The 17,245-nt window shown below is 69.7% G+C and carries 18 protein-coding genes; 15 read left to right on the forward strand and 3 right to left on the reverse strand.

The features are described from left to right. Positions 1 to 40 precede the first annotated feature (40 nt). Genes AB0B45_RS19275 through AB0B45_RS19285 form a run of 3 tightly spaced genes read right to left on the reverse strand, consistent with a single transcriptional unit; the run spans position 41 to position 3,395 of the window. Entirely contained in the window at positions 41 to 1,234 is a 1,194-nt protein-coding gene (locus tag AB0B45_RS19275) for a cytochrome P450 (protein ID WP_358132159.1), read from the reverse strand. A gap of 10 nt (positions 1,235 to 1,244) precedes the next feature. Further along, on the reverse strand, positions 1,245 to 2,438 hold the full coding sequence (locus AB0B45_RS19280; RefSeq protein ID WP_358132160.1) for a cytochrome P450: 1,194 nt from the start codon (positions 2,436 to 2,438) through the stop codon (positions 1,245 to 1,247). A gap of 60 nt (positions 2,439 to 2,498) precedes the next feature. Then, positions 2,499 to 3,395: a peptidylprolyl isomerase gene (locus AB0B45_RS19285; protein ID WP_358132162.1), complete on the reverse strand. Its 897-nt coding sequence runs from the start codon at positions 3,393 to 3,395 to the stop codon at positions 2,499 to 2,501. Positions 3,396 to 3,584: 189 nt separating this feature from the next. Here AB0B45_RS19285 and AB0B45_RS19290 point away from each other — a divergent pair, with 189 nt between their 5' ends. From AB0B45_RS19290 to AB0B45_RS19360, 15 genes are all read left to right on the forward strand, one after another. Next, entirely contained in the window at positions 3,585 to 4,040 is a 456-nt protein-coding gene (locus AB0B45_RS19290; RefSeq protein ID WP_358132164.1) for a DUF2231 domain-containing protein, read from the forward strand. Between the two features lie 69 nt (positions 4,041 to 4,109). Continuing rightward, positions 4,110 to 5,354 carry a replication-associated recombination protein A gene (locus AB0B45_RS19295; protein WP_358132226.1) on the forward strand — a complete coding sequence of 415 codons (1,245 nt, stop codon included), beginning with the start codon at positions 4,110 to 4,112 and terminating at the stop codon, positions 5,352 to 5,354. Further along, positions 5,351 to 5,743: a VOC family protein gene (locus AB0B45_RS19300; protein WP_358132166.1), complete on the forward strand. Its 393-nt coding sequence runs from the start codon at positions 5,351 to 5,353 to the stop codon at positions 5,741 to 5,743. Before AB0B45_RS19295 ends, AB0B45_RS19300 begins: the two co-directional genes overlap by 4 nt. 100 nt (positions 5,744 to 5,843) lie before the next feature. Beyond that, a complete protein-coding gene (locus tag AB0B45_RS19305) occupies positions 5,844 to 6,218 on the forward strand; it encodes a DUF948 domain-containing protein (protein WP_358132168.1) in 375 nt (124 codons plus the stop codon). Further along, positions 6,215 to 6,445, forward strand: coding sequence for a hypothetical protein (locus AB0B45_RS19310; protein ID WP_358132170.1), 231 nt, complete (start codon positions 6,215 to 6,217; stop codon positions 6,443 to 6,445). Before AB0B45_RS19305 ends, AB0B45_RS19310 begins: the two co-directional genes overlap by 4 nt. 20 nt (positions 6,446 to 6,465) lie before the next feature. Further along, positions 6,466 to 9,138: an alanine--tRNA ligase gene (gene alaS / locus AB0B45_RS19315; RefSeq protein ID WP_358132172.1), complete on the forward strand. Its 2,673-nt coding sequence runs from the start codon at positions 6,466 to 6,468 to the stop codon at positions 9,136 to 9,138. A gap of 1 nt (position 9,139) precedes the next feature. Next, positions 9,140 to 9,622 (forward strand): Holliday junction resolvase RuvX, encoded by a 483-nt coding sequence (gene ruvX / locus AB0B45_RS19320; protein WP_358132174.1) that lies wholly within the window; start codon positions 9,140 to 9,142, stop codon positions 9,620 to 9,622. Beyond that, the gene (gene mltG, locus AB0B45_RS19325) at positions 9,619 to 10,944 is read left to right on the forward strand and encodes an endolytic transglycosylase MltG (protein WP_358132176.1); all 1,326 of its coding nucleotides are present in this window, start codon (positions 9,619 to 9,621) and stop codon (positions 10,942 to 10,944) included. Before ruvX ends, mltG (AB0B45_RS19325) begins: the two co-directional genes overlap by 4 nt. Before the next feature lie 229 nt (positions 10,945 to 11,173). Further along, on the forward strand, positions 11,174 to 12,316 hold the full coding sequence (mltG, locus tag AB0B45_RS19330) for an endolytic transglycosylase MltG (RefSeq protein ID WP_358132177.1): 1,143 nt from the start codon (positions 11,174 to 11,176) through the stop codon (positions 12,314 to 12,316). A 185-nt stretch (positions 12,317 to 12,501) separates the two neighbouring features. Beyond that, positions 12,502 to 13,329, forward strand: a complete 828-nt coding sequence (locus AB0B45_RS19335; protein WP_358132179.1) for a shikimate dehydrogenase — start codon at positions 12,502 to 12,504, stop codon at positions 13,327 to 13,329. A gap of 314 nt (positions 13,330 to 13,643) precedes the next feature. Beyond that, positions 13,644 to 14,231, forward strand: coding sequence for a translation initiation factor IF-3 (infC, locus tag AB0B45_RS19340; protein WP_358132228.1), 588 nt, complete (start codon positions 13,644 to 13,646; stop codon positions 14,229 to 14,231). 119 nt (positions 14,232 to 14,350) lie between these two features. Continuing rightward, positions 14,351 to 14,545, forward strand: a complete 195-nt coding sequence (gene rpmI / locus AB0B45_RS19345) for a 50S ribosomal protein L35 (RefSeq protein WP_183662139.1) — start codon at positions 14,351 to 14,353, stop codon at positions 14,543 to 14,545. A 23-nt stretch (positions 14,546 to 14,568) separates the two neighbouring features. Then, the gene (rplT, locus tag AB0B45_RS19350; RefSeq protein ID WP_354912075.1) at positions 14,569 to 14,952 is read left to right on the forward strand and encodes a 50S ribosomal protein L20; all 384 of its coding nucleotides are present in this window, start codon (positions 14,569 to 14,571) and stop codon (positions 14,950 to 14,952) included. Between the two features lie 260 nt (positions 14,953 to 15,212). After that, a complete protein-coding gene (locus tag AB0B45_RS19355) occupies positions 15,213 to 16,016 on the forward strand; it encodes an RNA methyltransferase (protein ID WP_358132182.1) in 804 nt (267 codons plus the stop codon). A gap of 131 nt (positions 16,017 to 16,147) precedes the next feature. Continuing rightward, the gene (locus AB0B45_RS19360; protein ID WP_358132183.1) at positions 16,148 to 17,230 is read left to right on the forward strand and encodes an ATP-binding protein; all 1,083 of its coding nucleotides are present in this window, start codon (positions 16,148 to 16,150) and stop codon (positions 17,228 to 17,230) included. The last annotated feature ends 15 nt before the right edge of the window (positions 17,231 to 17,245 follow it).

A 17,245-nucleotide genomic window follows, 5' to 3' on the forward strand; every position in this document is an offset into this window, starting at 1 on the left:
CGATGAGCCGGTACGGCCTGCCGTACCGGCTCATCGTCGTTCAGAAGCGGACGGGAAGCCTGGCGAGGCCGCGGACGACCGAGCCGGTCAGCCGCCAACTCAGCTCCTCCTCCGCGCACCCCAGCTCCAGGTCCGGCAGCCGGTCGAGCAGCGTGCCGATGGCGATCTGACCCTCCATGCGGGCCAGCGGGGCGCCGAGGCAGAAGTGGATGCCGTGCCCGAAGGCGACGTGCCTGTTGTCCGAGCGGGTGATGTCGAGCGTGTCGGGCTCGGCGAAGACCGACGGGTCTCGGCCCACCGCGCCCAGCGAGACGTGCACCATGGAGCCCTGAGGGATGTGGGTGCCCGCGATCTCCAGGTCCTCGGCGGCGAAGCGCGGAGTGGAGCGCTCGACGGGGCCGTCGTAGCGCAGGAACTCCTCGACCGCGTTCGGCAGCAGCTCGGGCTTGGCGCGCAGCAGGTCGAGTTGGCCGGGGTTGCGCAGCAGCGCGAGCACGCCGTTGCCGATGAGGTTGACGGTCGTCTCGTGGCCCGCGATGAGCAGCAGGCTGAGCGTGGAGATGAGCTCCTTGTCCGTCAGCTCGTCCATGGCGACCAGCGCGCTGATCAGGTCCTCGCGCGGCTCGGCCCTGCGCTCCTGGCTCAGCTCACGGAAGTAGGCGGTGGTCGCGCGGGCCGCCGCCCTGCGCCTTTCCAACTCCTCCGGCTCGAAGGTCGGGTTGACCAGCAACGCCGACCACTCCCTGAACAGGTCGCGGTCGTTCGCGGGCACGCCGAGCAGCTCGCAGATCACGATGATCGGCAGCGGGAAGGCGAACTCGTCGAGCAGTTCGGCCCTGCCGCCCTCGAAGGAGGAGATCAGCTCGTCGGTGATCTGCTGGACGCGCGGGCGCAGCTCCTCCACCCTGCGCGGGGTGAAGGCCTTGGAGACGATCCTGCGCAGCCGCGTGTGGTCGGGGGGGTCGACGGAGAGCATGTTGGAGTCGAAGAGGATGTCGTCCTCTGTGGCGATCGCCCGGAAGTAGTCGCTGAAGCGCAGCATGTCCTTCGACAGGCGCGGGTCGTTCAGCGCGGCCTTGCCGTGCTCGTGATCGATGATCAGGTACGCCTCGAAGCCTGGCGGGAAGTCGATCGGGAAGACCGGTCCCTCACCCCGTAGCGGGGTGTAGACGGCGTAGGGGTTCCTGCTGAACTCGGGAGTGAACAGGAACTCGAAGGGTAGTTTGTCCGGCACGCCAGCCACCCTAGATCGTTACCGGGAGGGCGGACAGGGAACGCAGGATGGAGCCGCTGAAGCGCCAGGTGAGCTCCTTCTCCTCGCAGCCGAGCCGGATGTCCGGCAGCCGGCCGAGCAGCGAGCCGAAGGCGATCTGGCCCTCCATCCGGGCCAGTGGGGCGCCGAGGCAGAAGTGGATGCCGTGCCCGAAGGCGACGTGGCGGTTGTCGGAGCGGGTGACGTCGAGCGCGTCGGCCTGCTCGAAGGCCTTGGGGTCGCGGCCTGCCGCGCCGATCGAGACGTGCACGAAGCTGCCCTTCGGGATGGGCGTCCCGGCGATCTCCATGTCTTCCAGCGCCATGCGGAAGGTGCCGCGCTCGACGGGGGCGTCGAAGCGCAGGAACTCCTCGACCGCGTTCGGCAGCAGCTCGGGCTTGGCGCGCAGCAAGTCGAGCTGGTCACGGTTGCGCAGCAGAGCCAGCATGCCGTTGCCGATGAGGTTGACGGTCGTCTCGTGCCCGGCGATCAGCAGCAGGGCGAGCGTCGAGACCAGCTCCTGCTCGCTCAGCTCCGTGCTGGTGACCAGCGCGCCGACCAGGTCGTCGGTGGGCGCGGCGCGCCGCTCGGCGATCAGGTCGGCGAAGTAGGCGCGCAGCGCCGCGCCTGCCTCGTCGCGCTGCCTGGACAGCTCCTCGGTGAGGGCCGGGTTGACCAGCGCGCCCGACCAGCTGCGGAAGTCGGCCCTGTCGGCGTCGGGGATGCCGAGCAGCTCGCAGATCACGATGATCGGCAGGGGGAAGGCGAAGGCGTCGATCAGCTCGATCCTGTCGCCGCTGAACGCGTCGATCAGCTCGTCGGTGATCTGCTGGACGCGCGGGCGCAGCTCCTCGATCCTGCGCGGGGTGAACGCCTTCTGCACCAGGCGCCGCAGCCGCGTGTGGTCGGGCGGGTCCGACATCAGCATGTTGTCGGCCAGCACCGGGTTCTGCTGCGAGATCATGTCGCGGAACCACTCGGGACCGTTCGCGAGGCTCTTGGACAGGCGCGGATCGTTCAGCGCCGGCCTGGCGTACTCGTAGTCGACGACCACGAACGAGGTGGCGCCGGGCGGGAAGTCGATCGGGTGGACTGGCCCCTTGGCCCGGAGCTCGGAGTAGACCGCGTAGGGGTCCGCGCTGAACTCCGGGGAGAAGAAGAACTCAAACGGCAGTTTGTCGGTCACAGCTCCAGCGTGCCCCCACCCCCGTCGAGCCGGGCGGAGGCGCTGGTGTGACCTGAATCACTAGGAGACGCGAACGTCCTTGATGACGACCGGCTGCTTCGGCGCGGTGGTGCCGCCGTCACCGGTGATGTCGTTGGGGTTGACGATGAGGTCCTTGCCGTCCTTCGCGAGGCCCAGCATCATGTCCATGCCCTTGCTGACCACCCCGAGCACGCCGTAGTCGGTGGGCAGCTGGCTGTTGTCGTTGGACAGCGAGATCGCGAACTGGCTGCCGTTCTGCCCGGCCGCGCCCGAAGGCTGGGTGATGAAGACCACGCCCTGGTTGTACTGCATGCCGATGTTCTCGTCGGGGTAGGTGAAGCCGGACGAGCCCTGCCCGTCGGTGGGGTTGACGCCGTCGGCCTTGGCCAGCGGGTCGCCGCACTGCAGCAGGTGCAGGCCGGACACGTCGGGCGTGACCAGGCGCTGGCACTTGGTGTTGTCGAAGAAGTTCTTCTTGGCGAGGAAGGCCATCGCGTTGACCGCGCACGGGGCCTGCTCGGTCATCAGGTCGATGACGATCTCGCCGCGGTTGGTGAGGATCGTCATCTGCTTGAGCTTCTTGTTCGGCTTCCTGCCCGGCAGGCCGACGAACTTCGTCGGGACGCCGGCGTCGGTCTGCTTCTTGTAGGTGCACGAGACCGGCCCCGCCGAGGCGGAGGGGGAGGCCGACGGCACCGCGGGCACCGAGGTGCTCGCCGTGGGGGAGGCGGAGGGAGACTCCTCGGCCATGGGCTTGGCGTCGCTCGTGCCGAGCATCGTGGTCGCCGCGATGATGCCGCCCGCCACGAGCGCCACTGCCACTCCCGCGCCGATGAAGGTGTTCCGCTTGGCCTTCGCGGCCTGCTCGGCCGCACGCTGCGCCTGCCGCTCCTTGTGCTCCCGCGCCAGCTCGCTCTGGCGGTCTTCGCCGCTCACCGGTATTTCCTCCACTTTTGCCGACACATGACCAAACTGCTCCGCGCATGCTATCGGGGTTGGGAATGTGCTCGACGTAAGAAGCTGGAGGGACGGATGGGGTATATGTCCTGAGAAGTACATGAGAAACCGCTCTCAGTGAACCGCGGCGTGGTGAGATCCGTAGTCATATGAGAACGGAGTCGTAAAATGTTCAACGAGATCTTTGGTCTGCCCGCGCACCCGCTGATCATCCACTTCGCGGTCGTGCTCACCCCGCTGCTGGTCGGCGCCTCCGCGGCCTACGCTCTCGTGCCCCGCCTGCGGCCGCACCTCGGATGGGCGGTCGCGCTGCTCGCCGTCGCCGCGCCCGCCGCGGTCCTCGCCGCCCGCGAGAGCGGCGAGGCGCTGAAGGAGGCGCGCTTCTCCCAGGTGGAGGGGGAACTCGGCCGGCACATCTCCGAACACGCGAGCTTCGCCCTGCCGCTGCTGCTGACCACCGCCTCCCTCGGCGTCGCCTCCTTGCTGATGGTCTACCTGTCGCGCGCCGAGCGGCGCGTGCCCGCGTTGGCCTTGTCGGCGGTGACGGTGGTTCTGGCCGTGGTCGCGGGCTACTACGTGTTCCGAGCAGGGGATTCGGGCGCCAGGGCGGTGTGGGGCCTGTAGGCTCGTTTTGTGGAGAGTCTGTTCGATTCGGCCGCTGAGGAGGCCACCCCCCAGCCCTTGGCGGTGCGGATGCGCCCACGCACCCTCGACGAGGTGCTCGGCCAGCGCCACCTGCTCGGCCAGGGCACGCCGCTCCGCAGGCTCGTGGAGAGCGAGGCGCCCATGTCGCTGTTCCTGTGGGGACCTCCGGGCACCGGCAAGACCACCCTCGCCTACGTCGTCGCCGGTGTCACCAAGCGCCGCTTCGTCGAGATCTCCGCGGTGTCGGCCGGCGTGAAGGACGTCAGGGCGGCCATCGACAACGCCCGCCGCGAGCTCGGCATGACCGGACGGCAGACGGTGCTGTTCGTCGACGAGGTGCACCGCTTCAACAAGGCCCAGCAGGACGCCCTGCTGCCCGCCGTGGAGAACCGGTGGGTCACCTTCATCGGCGCCACCACCGAGAACCCCTTCTTCTCCGTGATCTCGCCGCTGCTGTCGCGCTCCCTGCTGCTCACCCTCGAGTCGCTGTCCGACGACGACATCCGCGCCGTGCTCGAGAGGGCCGTCACCGACGAGCGCGGCCTCGCAGGCCGCAACACGCTCGCCCCCGAGGCGCTGGAGCACCTGGTACGGCTGGCGGGCGGCGACGCGCGCCGCTCGCTGACCTACCTCGAGGCAGCCGCCCTGCTCGCCGACGACATCACCGTCGAGGTCGTGGAGAAGGCGGTCGACAAGGCGGCCGTCCGCTACGACCGCCAGGGCGACCAGCACTACGACGTCATCAGCGCCTTCATCAAGTCGATGCGAGGCTCCGACGCCGACGCCGCGCTCCACTACCTCGCGCGCATGATCGAGGCGGGCGAGGACCCGAGGTTCATCGCCCGCAGGATCGTCATCTTCGCCTCCGAGGACGTCGGCATGGCCGACAACACCTGCCTGCAGACCGCGGTCGCCGCGGCGCAGGCCGTCCAGCTCATCGGGCTGCCGGAGGCGGGCATCAACCTGGCCCACGCGGTCATCCACTGCGCGCTGGCGCCCAAGTCCAACGCCGTGGTGAAGGCCATCGGCGCGGCAGGTGAGGACGTGCGCCGCGGCCTGATCGGCCAGGTGCCCGGCCACCTGCGCGACGCCCACTACCCCGGCGCGGCCAAGCTCGGCCACGGCAAGGGCTACAAGTACCCCCACGACTTCGAGCACGGCCTGGTCCGCCAGGACTACGCGCCCGAGGAGGTGCGCGAGCGCCGCTACTACGAGCCGACCAGGCACGGCGCGGAGGCGGGCGTCGCCGAGCGCTGGACGAGGATCCGCGACTTCCTGAGGGGCTCGTCGTGACCCTGCACCACGTCGAGGTGTGGGTGGAGTCGCTCGACGCGGTGCTTCCCGGCTTCACCTGGCTGTTCACCAGGCTCGGCTACGAGCCCTTCCAGAACTGGGAGGGCGGCAGGTCGTGGCGGCACGGGGCGACCTACATCGTCGTGGAGGAGTCGCCCGCGAGGGTGCGGGAGCCGTACGACAGGATGCGGCCAGGCCTCAACCACCTGGCCTTCCACGCCGACGACGTCGACGCGATCGCGGCGGAGGCGGGAGCGCACGGCTGGCGGCTGATGTTCGCCGACCGGCACCCGCACGCGGGCGGTCCCGAGCACTACGCCGCCTACCTGGAGAACGAACAGGGCTTCGAGGTGGAGTTGGTGGCCACCGCGTGGACGCCGGCGGGATGAGGCGGCGCAGGGCGCGACATGCCGCCGGCAGGCCGTCGCGTGGTATCAGGCACGATAGGGTCTTCTCCATTCCACGACGCCGACGGGGACGGATCCGCTGATGCTGACCGCAGGAGAACTGGCCGGGCTGATCGTCGCCATGGCCTGGGCGATCCTCGTCTGCTTTCTCGCCATGGTGCTCGTCAAGCTCGCGCGGCTGCTCAGGGAGACCACCAAGCTGGTCGCCGACCTCAACGAGCGAGTGGTCCCGCTGCTGGAGGACATGAGCATGACGGTCAACGAGGCCAACAGGCAGCTCGTCGCCGTCGAGGCCATCACCAGGGACGTCAAGCAGGTCAGCGGGCACGCCGCCAAGCTCAGCGCCGTCACGCAGACCATCTTCACCGGCCCGCTGATCAGGGTCTCCGCTCTCAGCCACGGCGTGCGCAGGGCCATCGAGTCCCGCAAGCACCCGCGCAGCAGGCGGCGGCGATGATCAGGCGGCTGTTCTACATGGCGCTCGGCGCGTTCGGCGCCGTCTGGGTGATGCGCAAGCTGCAGGCGCTCAAACCCGACCACGTGGCGCGCAGAGCCGCCGACGGCGCAAGCGGGCTGCTGCTGCAGGTGAGAGACTTTACCTCCGACGCGCTCGGCGAGGCCGCCGACCGCGAAATCGAGTTGCGATCCCGCTTCGGGCTCGACAACCCTGACACAACCAACTAACGCAAAGGATGGCCGCTGATATGGAGTCGGCAGAGATCGCCCGCCGCTTCCTGCGCTTCTTCGAGGAGCGTGGGCACAAGGTCGTGCCCTCGGCCAGCCTGATCGCTGAGGACCCGACGCTGCTCCTGGTGCCTGCGGGCATGGTGCCCTTCAAGCCGTACTTCCTGGGGCAGCGCAAGCCTCCGGCGGCCCGGCTGGCAAGCGTGCAGAAGTGCGTGCGCACGCCTGACATCGACGAGGTCGGCAAGACCACCAGGCACGCGACGTTCTTCCAGATGCTCGGTAACTTCGCCTTCGGCGATTACTTCAAGGAACTGGCGATTCCCTACGCCTGGGAGCTGCTGACCAAGCCCGAGTCCGAGGGCGGCTTCGGATTCCCCGAGGACAGGCTCTGGGCGACGGTCTACCTCGACGACGACGAGGCCTACGACATCTGGCACAACAAGGTCGGCGTTCCCGCCGACCGCATCCAGCGCCGCGGCCTGGAGGACAACTACTGGAGCATGGGCGTGCCGGGTCCCGGCGGTCCCTGCTCAGAGATCTACTACGACCGCGGTCCCGAGTACGGCCGCGAGGGCGGGCCCATCGCCGACGAGAACCGCTACCTCGAGGTCTGGAACAACGTCTTCATGCAGGACCAGCTCGGCGTGGTCCGCAGCAAGACCGACTTCGACATCGCGGGCGAGCTCCCGGCCAAGAACATCGACACCGGCATGGGCCTCGAGCGCATGGCGGCGATCCTGCAGGGCGTCGACAACATCTACGAGATCGACACCACCTACAAGATCCTCGACAAGGCCGCCGAGCTCACCAGGGCGCGCTACGGCCGCGACCCGCGTGCCGACGTCAGCCTGCGCGTGGTCGCCGACCACGTCCGCACCGGCACCATGCTGGTCGCCGACGGGGTCGCGCCGAGCAACGAGGGCCGCGGCTACGTGCTGCGCCGCATCCTGCGCCGCTCCATCCGCAACCTGCGCCTGCTCGGCTCGGGCGAGGAGCGCTACATGCACGAGCTGACCTCGGTCGCGATCGACGTCATGGGCGAGCAGTACCCCGAGCTGAAGAACGACGCGCCGCAGATCCACGGGGTCATCGACGCCGAGGAGGCCTCCTTCCTCGGCACGCTGCGCACCGGCACCGCCATCTTCGACGTGGCCGTCGAGGAGACCAAGCGCAAGTCCGGCGGCACGCTCTCCGGCGACCAGGCCTTCCAGCTCCACGACACCTACGGCTTCCCCATCGACCTCACCCTGGAGATGGCGGCCGAGCAGGGTCTCAAGGTGGACGAAGAGGGCTTCCGCCGCCTGATGAAGGAGCAGCGCGAGCGCGCCAAGGCCGACGCGGCGGCCAAGAAGACCGGCAACGCCGACATCTCCGTCTTCGGCCAGCTGCTGGAGAAGGCCGGCACGGTCGAGTTCCTCGGCTACGACCTGACCACCGCGGAGTCCAGCGTGGTCGGCATCCTCGTCGACGGCGCCTCGGTGCCCGTCGCGGGCGCGGGCACGAGCGTCGAGGTCGTGCTGGGCCGTACCCCCTTCTACGCCGAGGGCGGCGGCCAGCTCGCCGACCAGGGCGTGCTGCGCACCTCGGGCGCGCAGGTCGACGTGCTCGACGTCCAGTCGCCGATCAAGGGCCTGGTCGTCCACAGGGGCAAGATCCGCTCGGGCGAGCTGCGCGTGGGCGACGAGGTGCAGGCCGAGGTCGACGTCGAGCGCCGCAAGGCGATCTCGCGCAGCCACAGCGCCACCCACCTGGTGCACCGCGGCTTCAAGAACGCCCTCGGCGAGTCGGCCGCGCAGGCGGGCTCGGAGAACTCTCCCGGCCGCTTCCGCTTCGACTTCACCGCCGCGGGCGCGGTCGCGCCGAGCATGCTGCGCGACGTCGAGGACGAGGTCAACGCGGTCCTTATCAACGACCTCAAGGTCAACGCCTTCTACACCTCCCAGGCCGAGGCCAGGGCGATGGGCGCGCTGGCCATGTTCGGCGAGAAGTACGGCGACGAGGTCCGCGTCGTGGAGATCGGCGACTACTCCCGCGAACTGTGCGGCGGCACCCACGTCCACTCCTCCGGCCAGCTCGGCCTGGTCAAGGTGCTGGGCGAGCAGTCGGTCGGCGCGGGCGTGCGCCGTGTCGAGGCGCTGGTCGGCATCGACGCCTTCCGCTTCCTGGCCCGCGAGTCGCTGCTGGTCGCCCAGGTGACCGAGCAGCTCAAGGTGCGCCGCGAGGAGCTGCCCGAGCGCATCGAGGGCATCGTCTCCCGGTTGCGCACGGCGGAGAAGGACCTGGAGAAGCTGCGCTCCGCCCAGGTGCTCCAGATCGCCGGCGATCTTGCCGCGCAGGCCCATGACCTGCACGGAGTATCCGTCGTCACGCACCGCGCGCCTGATGGCACCGGGCCGGATGATCTGCGTAAGCTCGCGCTTGACGTGCGCGGCAGGTTCCCTGGCGACCGTCCGGCGGTCGTCGTGCTCGCCGGCGTTCCGTCTGACCGGCCTGTGGTGGTTGCCGCGGTCAACGAGGCGGGGCGTGAGCGGGGGCTCAAGGCCGGGAGACTGGTCGGCGTCGCCGCCAAGGCGCTTGGGGGTGGCGGTGGCGGCAAGGACGATGTCGCTCAGGGCGGGGGTACCCGTCCCGAGGCGATCGACGAGGCGTTGCGCATGGTCGATGAGGCCATCGCGGGGCAGCTCGCCTGACATGAGGTTCGGCGCGCGACTCGGCGTCGACGTCGGGTCGGTACGCATCGGAGTGGCCCGCAGCGACCCCTCGGGGATGCTGGCCACTCCGGTGGAAACCGTCAGGCGCGGTGCGGGAGACCTCGACCGCATCGCCGCCCTGGCCGACGAGCACGCGGCGATCGAGGTGATCGTGGGGCTGCCCACGTCGCTGTCGGGGCGTGAGGGCCAGGCCGCGGCGCTGGCGCGCTCCTTCGCCGTCGACCTCGCCGTACGGCTGGCGCCCGTGCCCGTGCGGCTGTTCGACGAGCGGCTGACCACGGTCGCCGCCCAGCAGTCGCTGCGGGCCAGCGGCGTCAAGGCCAAGAAGCAGCGCTCCGTCGTGGACCAGGCGGCGGCCGTCGTGCTGCTGCAGGACGCCCTCGACGCGGAGAGAGCCACGGACAGACCACCAGGCAGACCCGTCGATCCGCCCACGGGGGCGGACGGCGGGGCTGTCAGGTGAGCGGGCCGGAGGACGAGGGGCCGGGCTCGACGCCTGGCTACTCCCTGGACGACACCGCTCCGCTGCCGGTCGCCGAGCTGCCTTCCGCCGAAGGGCCTGGCGGCGACGACGACGGGGAGTCGCTGGCCGAGGTCATCCCCTTCGCCAGGCCCGCCGAGGGCGAGGGCGAATCCGGTGGAGAAGGTCCCGATCTGCCCGCCGCGGGCAGGGTGATCCCCCTCGTGGCGGAGGACGAGCTCGTCTTCCGCGGCAGGGACGGCAGGGACTCGAGGGACAGCAGGGACGGCAGGGACAAGGCGTTGCGCAAGGCGGGAGTGCTGGCGGGCGGCGCGGCGGCCTCGGTGCTGGCACTCGGCGCCGCGGGCTTCGTGGTGCTGAAGCCGTACGTCATGCCCGACGACTTCGACGGGTCGGGCGCGGGCTCGGTCACCGTCCGGATCAATCCGGGAGCCAGCGCGGGCGACATCGGCGCGCTCCTGGCCGACGCGGGCGTGGTCGCGAGCGCCAGGTCGTTCAGCAACATCGCGAAGGAACGTTCCAAGGCGGCCAGCCTGTACCCGGGGTCCTACCTGCTGCGCAAGGGGATGGCCGCGGGAGCGGCGCTCGATCTGCTGCTGGCTCCCAGCTCGCGGGTGGTCAAACGGGTCACGCTGCCGGACGGCATGCGGCTGGCCGAGGCGCTGCCGCACCTGGCCAAGCAGTCGGGCATCCCGCTCAAGGACTTCCAGAACGCCCCTGTGCCGACGCTCGGCCTGCCCGCCTACGCGCCCGGCCTCGAAGGCTTCCTGTATCCGGCGACCTACGAGGTCGAGCCGGGCACCACGGCGGCGGACCTGCTGCGGCGGATGGTCACCCGCTTCAAGCAGGAGGCCGAGAGCATCGCGCTCGAGTCGCGCGCCGCCGCGGTCAAGCTCACGCCCCTGGAGGCCGTCACCGTGGCCAGCCTGGTCCAGGCCGAGGGCGGCAGGGACGGCGACTATCCGAAGATCGCTAGAGTGATCTACAACAGGCTCAGGGGCGGCACCCCGCTCCAGCTCGACGCCACCGTCACGTACGCGCTGAACCGGCGGACGCTGAAGGTGTCACACAAGGACACCAAGGTGCGCTCGCGGTACAACACCTACCGGCACAAGGGGCTGCCCCCTGGGCCGATCGCCAATCCGGGGGAGAAGGCGCTGCTGGCGGCGCTCAACCCCGCCAAGGGACACTGGAACTGGTTTGTCACAACCAACCCGGAGCATAGAATCACGAAATTCACCGACAAAGAGAGTGAGTTCGTGAGATACCGGGAAGAGTTGAACGACTACCTCGGGACACATTGATGCTCTTCGGGACCCTCTTAGTCCCGCCGAGGCCCAGGGCAGGGGCGGGCGCGCTCGCGCTTCCCGCATCCCCTAGCATGGCTACCCATCGTGATAACCGCTGGTCACCGGCTCAAGGCTGGCGGATCCCCTCGTTCGGCTCGGTAACCCCCACCGGTTTGGCGCTCCCCCTTGACGCCAGGCCGTCCGTACCGGGAGATTGGCCACCGCATCTATGAACGATCTCGATATGGACTTTCTGCTAGGCGCCGAGGACGACGAAGGTCGGGCCAAGGGCCGCTCTCGTGGTTCCGGCAAGATGGGCCGTGGCCGCCGCCGGCGTAGGCGCCGCAACCGCGGCGGCTTCCTCGCCCCGCTGCTCGCCGTGATCGTCCTGGTGGGCATCATCGGCGGTGGCGGCTACTACGGCTACCTGTGGCTCAGTGACGCCCTGGTGCCCGACGACTTCAAGGGGCCGGGCACCACCGAAGTGGTGGTCCAGGTCAAGGAGGGCCAGACGGCCGCCGACGTGGCCAAGACCCTGCAGGCCCAGGGCGTGGTGGCCAGCGAGCGGGCCTTCACCAACGCCATCGCCGCCGCGGGCAAGAGCTCGGCGCTGCGGCCGGGCCAGTTCACGCTCAAGAAGGGCATGTCCGCCGCCGCCGCCGTCGACGTGCTCGTGTCCGGCAAGAAGCTGCAGAACACCATCCTGATCAAGGAAGGCAAACGGCTCACCGAGGTCTTCGACATCCTGGCCAAGCAGACCAAGAAGCCGCGGAAGGACTTCGTCGAAGCGGCCAAGGACAAGGCGGGCATCGGCCTGCCTCCCTACGCCAAGGGCCTGGAGGGCTACGCCTTCCCCGCGACCTACGAGTTCGAGCCGAACGCCACTCCCACCCAGATGCTCACCCAGATGGTCGACCGCTACACGCAGGCGGCGGGCTCGACGAACCTGGAGGACGCGGCCAAGCAGCTCGGCTACAGCCCCGCGCAGATCATGACGGTCGCCAGCATCGTGCAGGCCGAGGCGGGCAACTACGAGGACATGCCGAAGATCGCCGAGGTGATCTACAACAGGCTCGCGCTCAAGCCGCCCATGAAGCTCCAGATGGACAGCACGGTCATGTACGCGCTCGGCAAGTACGGCATCTCCGCCTCGCACGCCGACCTGGAGACCAAGTCGAAGTACAACACGTACATGTACCAGGGGCTGCCGCCGGGCCCGATCAGCAACCCCGGCGAGCACGCGATCGAGGCGGCGCTCAACCCGAGCGACGAGGGCTACAGGTTCTTCGTGACGACCGATCCCAAGAACAGGGTCACGAAGTTCACCGCCAGCGAGGCCGAGTTCTGGAAGCTGAAGCAGGAGTTCGAGCGCAGCGGCGGCGGGTGAGCCCGGCTTCGGGACGGTGTCGCCTCCGGGCGACATCGCCCGGCTCTCGCCTTCCGTCGGGGCGGCCGGCCACGCGCGTATCCCTGGACGGAGCCCGGCCACGTGCCCGGGGTGGCGCTTGGGCGGGCTTGCCGTACGGGAGGATGGTGTCCTGGAGACACCAGGACGCGATGGAAGGAGCACGTGTGCGGACCACGGGACGGGCGGCGGTGCTGGGCGCACCGATCACGCACTCGCTCTCACCCTTCCTGCACAGGGCGGCCTACGCGGCCATGGGCCTGACCGGGTGGACCTACGAGGCGCACGAGTGCGACGAGGCGGGCCTGCCCGCCATGCTCGACGCCGCCGACTGGGCCGGGCTGTCGCTGACGATGCCGCTCAAACGCGCCGTGCTCCCGCTGCTCGACACCGTCTCCGACCTGGCCGTCGCGGTCGGCGGCGCCAACACGGTGGTGTTCGCCGGCGGCGCCAGGCACGGTGACAACACCGACGTCTACGGGATCGAGCAGGCGCTGGCCGAGGCGGGCATCCCCGCGCCAGGCTCGGCGCTGGTGCTCGGCGGCGGTGCCACCGCCGCCTCGGCGCTGGCCGCGCTGCGGAATCTCGGCACCGGCAGCGCCACGCTCGTCGTGCGCGATCCCGCGAGGGCGGGGGAGACGGTCGAGGTGGCCGAGCGGCTCGGGGTCGCGCCGGCGGTCGAGACGTTCGACAAGCTCGACGCGCTCCTCGACGTCGACCTGGTGATCTCCACGCTGCCGGGGGGCGCCGCCGACGCGTTCGCGGGGCAGGTGGCGCGGGCGCCCGCGCTGTTCGACGTCGTCTACGCGCCGTGGCCGACGCGCCTGGCCGCCGCGGTCGAGGCGGAGGGCGGAAAGGTGGTCGGGGGGTTCGCGATGCTGCTCCACCAGGCGGTGCGGCAGGTGGAGCTGATGACAGGGCGCGCGGACGTGCCGGTGGAGGCGATGCGCGCGGCGGGCGAGGCCGAGATCCTCAGACGCGCCACCCTCCGCTGAGCCCGTTCGCGAGGGACCGGGAAAACGGCCTCGGCGACGGGATGATTCGAAGAAGTCTCGTGGTTGTGGTAACGTAGCTCCCTGATCGGTCCGGCATGCCTGCTGGACGCGCAAGCGGAGGTCTCCCTCCCACCTGAGTCGCCGTGAGGCGTCCAGGTCCAGGATCACGCCGGACTTACTCCGGGGAGCTTACGGCCATTGAGCCGCCGAGCTCAGTGGCCCCGCATGCGCGACGTGCGGGGCATTTTCGCGTTTACACGCGCGCGGATGCCCGGCACGATCGAGCGCGTAGGGATCGCAACCTAGGAGGCCCCATCAGCACTGAGCCCCGCATCAACGAGCGCATCCGTGTGCCCGAGGTCCGCCTCGTCGGCCCCAACGGTGAGCAGGTCGGCATCGTCTCCATCCACGATGCCCTGAAGCTCGCCCAGGAGGCCGACCTCGATCTGGTCGAGGTCGCGGCCACGGCTCGTCCGCCCGTGTGCAAGCTCATGGACTACGGCAAGTTCAAGTACGAGTCCGCGATGAAGGCGCGCGAGGCGCGCAAGAATCAGGCGCACACGATCATCAAGGAGATCAAGCTCCGGCCGAAGATCGACCCGCACGACTACGAGACCAAGAAGGGTCACGTGGTGCGGTTCCTCAAGGCAGGAGACAAGGTCAAAGTCACGATCATGTTCCGCGGGCGTGAGCAGTCGCGTCCCGAACTGGGCTTCAGGCTCCTGCAGAGGCTCGCGGAGGACGTCACGGAGCTCGGCTTCGTCGAGTCCCAGCCGAAGCAGGACGGCCGTAACATGATCATGGTGATCGGTCCGCACAAGAAGAAGGCCGAGGCCAAGGCCGAAAAGGCAGCGGCCAAGGCCCAGCGTGGCGACGAGGAGCCTTCCGTACCGGAAGAGTGACCCGCAGTTCGGGTTAGCCTTACAGGCAACCCAGCCAGCGCCAGAGGAACAAGCCGCAACCGGGCCGGCCCGCACCGGCCCGGGATGTCGGCACGGACGAATTGAGGAGAGACGGCGAGATGCCGAAGATGAAGACGCACAGCGGTGCGAAGAAGCGGTTCCGGCTTACCGGCACCGGCAAGCTCAAGCGCCGTCGCGCCAGCCGCGCGCACTACAACGAGTGGAAGTCGTCCACGCTGACGCGCCGTCTCAAGAATGATGTCGTCGTTTCCGACGCTGACTCCAAGAAGATCAAGAAGCTGCTCGCTAAGTAGCGCAAGTCCCGGGGAGATAGAACATGGCACGCGTGAAGCGGGCGCTCAACGCCAAGAAGAAGCGCAGGGTCGTCCTCGAGCGGGCGAGCGGTTACCGTGGCCAGCGGTCCAGGCTGTACCGCAAGGCCAAGGAGCAGATGCTCCACTCGATGACCTACGCCTACCGTGACCGCAAGGACCGCAAGGGCGCCTTCCGCCGCCTGTGGATCCAGCGGATCAACGCGGCGGCCCGTCAGAACGGCATCACCTACAACCGCCTGATCCAGGGTCTGCGTCTGGCCAACATCGAGGTCGACCGCAAGATCCTCGCCGACCTGGCGGTCAACGACAGCCAGACCTTCGCGACGCTGGTCGAGGCCGCCAAGAAGGCCCTGCCGGCGAACGTGAACGCTCCGGCTGCGGGCTGATCGTTCCACACGGTCTTTCACGGGCCCACCGCCTCGTCGGTGGGCCCGTTTTCGTTTGCCCGGCCGCTCCGCCCTTGTAGCGGCCCACGCGGGCGGCGCCCCCACGCGGAGGCGTCACACGCCTCCGCGGGCTGCCCAGGCGCCGTGACGATCGTCGGCAGAAGGCCCCTCAGGATGCTCGAAGTGGTCGGGAACGGGCCGTGGGGGCTGGACAATGGCTCGTGCGGGGCACGAGCGTTCGACGAGTGGGGGACTGGAGCATGGCGGGATCCGAGCTGACCAACGTGAAGGCGCCGCGGGTGAAAGCCGCGCGCCGGCTCACCAAGCGCGCCTTCAGGGACCAGGACCGCAAGTTCCTCGCCGAAGGACCCCAGGCCGTGCGCGAGGCGCTCAAGCTGGACGACGTCGTCGTCGAACTGTTCACCACCGCCGAGGCCGAACTACGCCACGGCGACCTCATCAGCGAGGCCACGCTCAAGGGCGCCCCGGTCCAGCGGGCCAGCGGCGAGGTGATGGCCGAGCTCGCCCAGACGGTGACGCCGCAGGGCCTGGTGGCGGTCTGCAGGTTCGTGCACACTCCGCTGGAGGAGGCCGTCACCGACGGGGCGCGGCTGGTGGCGATGCTCGCGCACGTGCGCGACCCAGGGAACGCGGGCACCGTGATGCGCACGGCCGACGCGGCGGGCGCCGACTCCGTGGTGTTCACCGACGCCTCTGTCGACCCCTACAACGGCAAGTGCGTCCGAGCCAGCGCGGGCAGCCTGTTCCACCTGCCCGTGGCGATCGGCTCGCCGGTCGCGCAGGCCGTGCGGCGGTTGAAGGACAGCGGGCTGCGAGTCCTGGCGGCCGACGGGGCGGGCAAGCACACGCTGGACGACGTCGACCTGTCGGGCCCGACGGCCTGGGTGTTCGGCAACGAGGCGTGGGGGCTGCCGGAGGACATCCTGGCGCTCACCGACGACGTGGTCCGGGTGCCGATCTACGGGCAGGCCGAGAGCCTCAACCTGGCGACGGCCGCGGCGGTGTGCCTGTACGCCTCGGCCAGGGCCCAGCGGAACGGCTGACCACCGCCCGGCGACCGGGCCACCAGGCGGCGGAAACCGGTGCCGTACAGGGGATCGCGGCGTGCGCGCGGGTGCCCTCAGGCGCGGGAAACCCGCTATTGTCGGCCTTGTAGGTCGAGGAGGCGGGGTTCGTGCAGGGCGAAGATACCGGTTGGCGAGCGGCCGATCCGGCGTGCACGGTGCCGATCGACGACCTTCCCGACGGCCTCATCGTGACCGACCGCTTCGGCACGGTCCTCGCCGTCAACAGGGCCGCGGCCAGGCTCACCGGCGTCAGCAGCGAGCGCGCGGTCGGCGGTGACGTCAACGAGGTGTTCCCCTTCCGCGACCACGACGGCCGCGAGTGGTGGAAGTGCCTCGACCCCGACGGCGGCCTGCGCACCAGGACCAGGGTGCCCGAGCGGCCGCTGCACCTGCCCGGCGGCCAGGAGCTGCACGTGTCGGCCAGGCTGGTGCGCGAGCCCGAGCGCGGCGGCGACGTCGTGCGCGTCACCATCACGCTGAGGGACGGCGGCGCCAGGGCCAGGCTGGAGCGCAGCCGCGCCGACCTGGTCTCCACGGTCGCCCACGAGCTGCGCTCGCCGCTCACCAGCGTCAAGGGGTTCACCGCGACGCTGCTGGCCAAGTGGTCGCGCTTCACCGAAGAGCAGAAGCTCGTGATGCTCGAGACGGTCAACAACGACGCCGACAGGGTGACCAGGCTGATCACCGAGCTGCTCGACGTCTCGCGGATCGAGTCGGGACGGCTGGAGGTCCACAGGGCCGTCGTCGACCTGCCCGCCCGCGCTCGCAGGATCATCGCGGGAAGGGTCGCGGCGGGCGAGCCCGAGGACCGCTTCAGGCTGTCGGTCGCCGGCGACCTGCCCGAGATGTGGCTCGACGGCGACAAGATCGACCAGATTCTCGGTAACCTGGTGGAGAACGCGGTGCGCCACGGCAGGGGCACCGTCACGATCGACATCGAATCCGTCGGCTGGGGAGTTGCCGTGTCCGTGCGAGACCAGGGCGAGGGCGTCGCGCCCGAGCTGGCTCCGCGCGTGTTCAGGCAGTTCTGGCGCGGCAACAGCCGCAGGAGCGGCGGCACGGGCCTGGGCCTGTTCATCGTGAAGGGCCTGGTCGAGGCCCACGGCGGCACGATCACCGTGCAGCGGGCGCCCGAGGGCGGGGCTGAGTTCCGATTTACCATGCCCGCCGGGACCCCCGACTTCGCCTGACGTACGGCGAGCAAG

Source organism: Nonomuraea sp. NPDC049152 (genome assembly GCF_040648355.1).
Classification (GTDB): Bacteria; Actinomycetota; Actinomycetes; order Streptosporangiales; family Streptosporangiaceae; genus Nonomuraea.

What these genes read in the sequence shown, in the direction of transcription:
- AB0B45_RS19290 (WP_358132164.1), top strand. Translation starts at nt 3,585, where the DNA reads ATGTTCAACGAGATCTTTGGTCTGCCCGCGCACCCGCTGATCATCCAC.
- AB0B45_RS19295 (WP_358132226.1), top strand. Translation starts at nt 4,110, where the DNA reads ATGCGCCCACGCACCCTCGACGAGGTGCTCGGCCAGCGCCACCTGCTC.
- AB0B45_RS19305 (WP_358132168.1), top strand. Translation starts at nt 5,844, where the DNA reads ATGCTGACCGCAGGAGAACTGGCCGGGCTGATCGTCGCCATGGCCTGG.
- AB0B45_RS19310 (WP_358132170.1), top strand. Translation starts at nt 6,215, where the DNA reads ATGATCAGGCGGCTGTTCTACATGGCGCTCGGCGCGTTCGGCGCCGTC.
- alaS (WP_358132172.1), top strand. Translation starts at nt 6,466, where the DNA reads ATGGAGTCGGCAGAGATCGCCCGCCGCTTCCTGCGCTTCTTCGAGGAG.
- ruvX (WP_358132174.1), top strand. Translation starts at nt 9,140, where the DNA reads ATGAGGTTCGGCGCGCGACTCGGCGTCGACGTCGGGTCGGTACGCATC.
- mltG (WP_358132177.1), top strand. Translation starts at nt 11,174, where the DNA reads ATGGACTTTCTGCTAGGCGCCGAGGACGACGAAGGTCGGGCCAAGGGC.
- rpmI (WP_183662139.1), top strand. Translation starts at nt 14,351, where the DNA reads ATGCCGAAGATGAAGACGCACAGCGGTGCGAAGAAGCGGTTCCGGCTT.
- rplT (WP_354912075.1), top strand. Translation starts at nt 14,569, where the DNA reads ATGGCACGCGTGAAGCGGGCGCTCAACGCCAAGAAGAAGCGCAGGGTC.
- AB0B45_RS19355 (WP_358132182.1), top strand. Translation starts at nt 15,213, where the DNA reads ATGGCGGGATCCGAGCTGACCAACGTGAAGGCGCCGCGGGTGAAAGCC.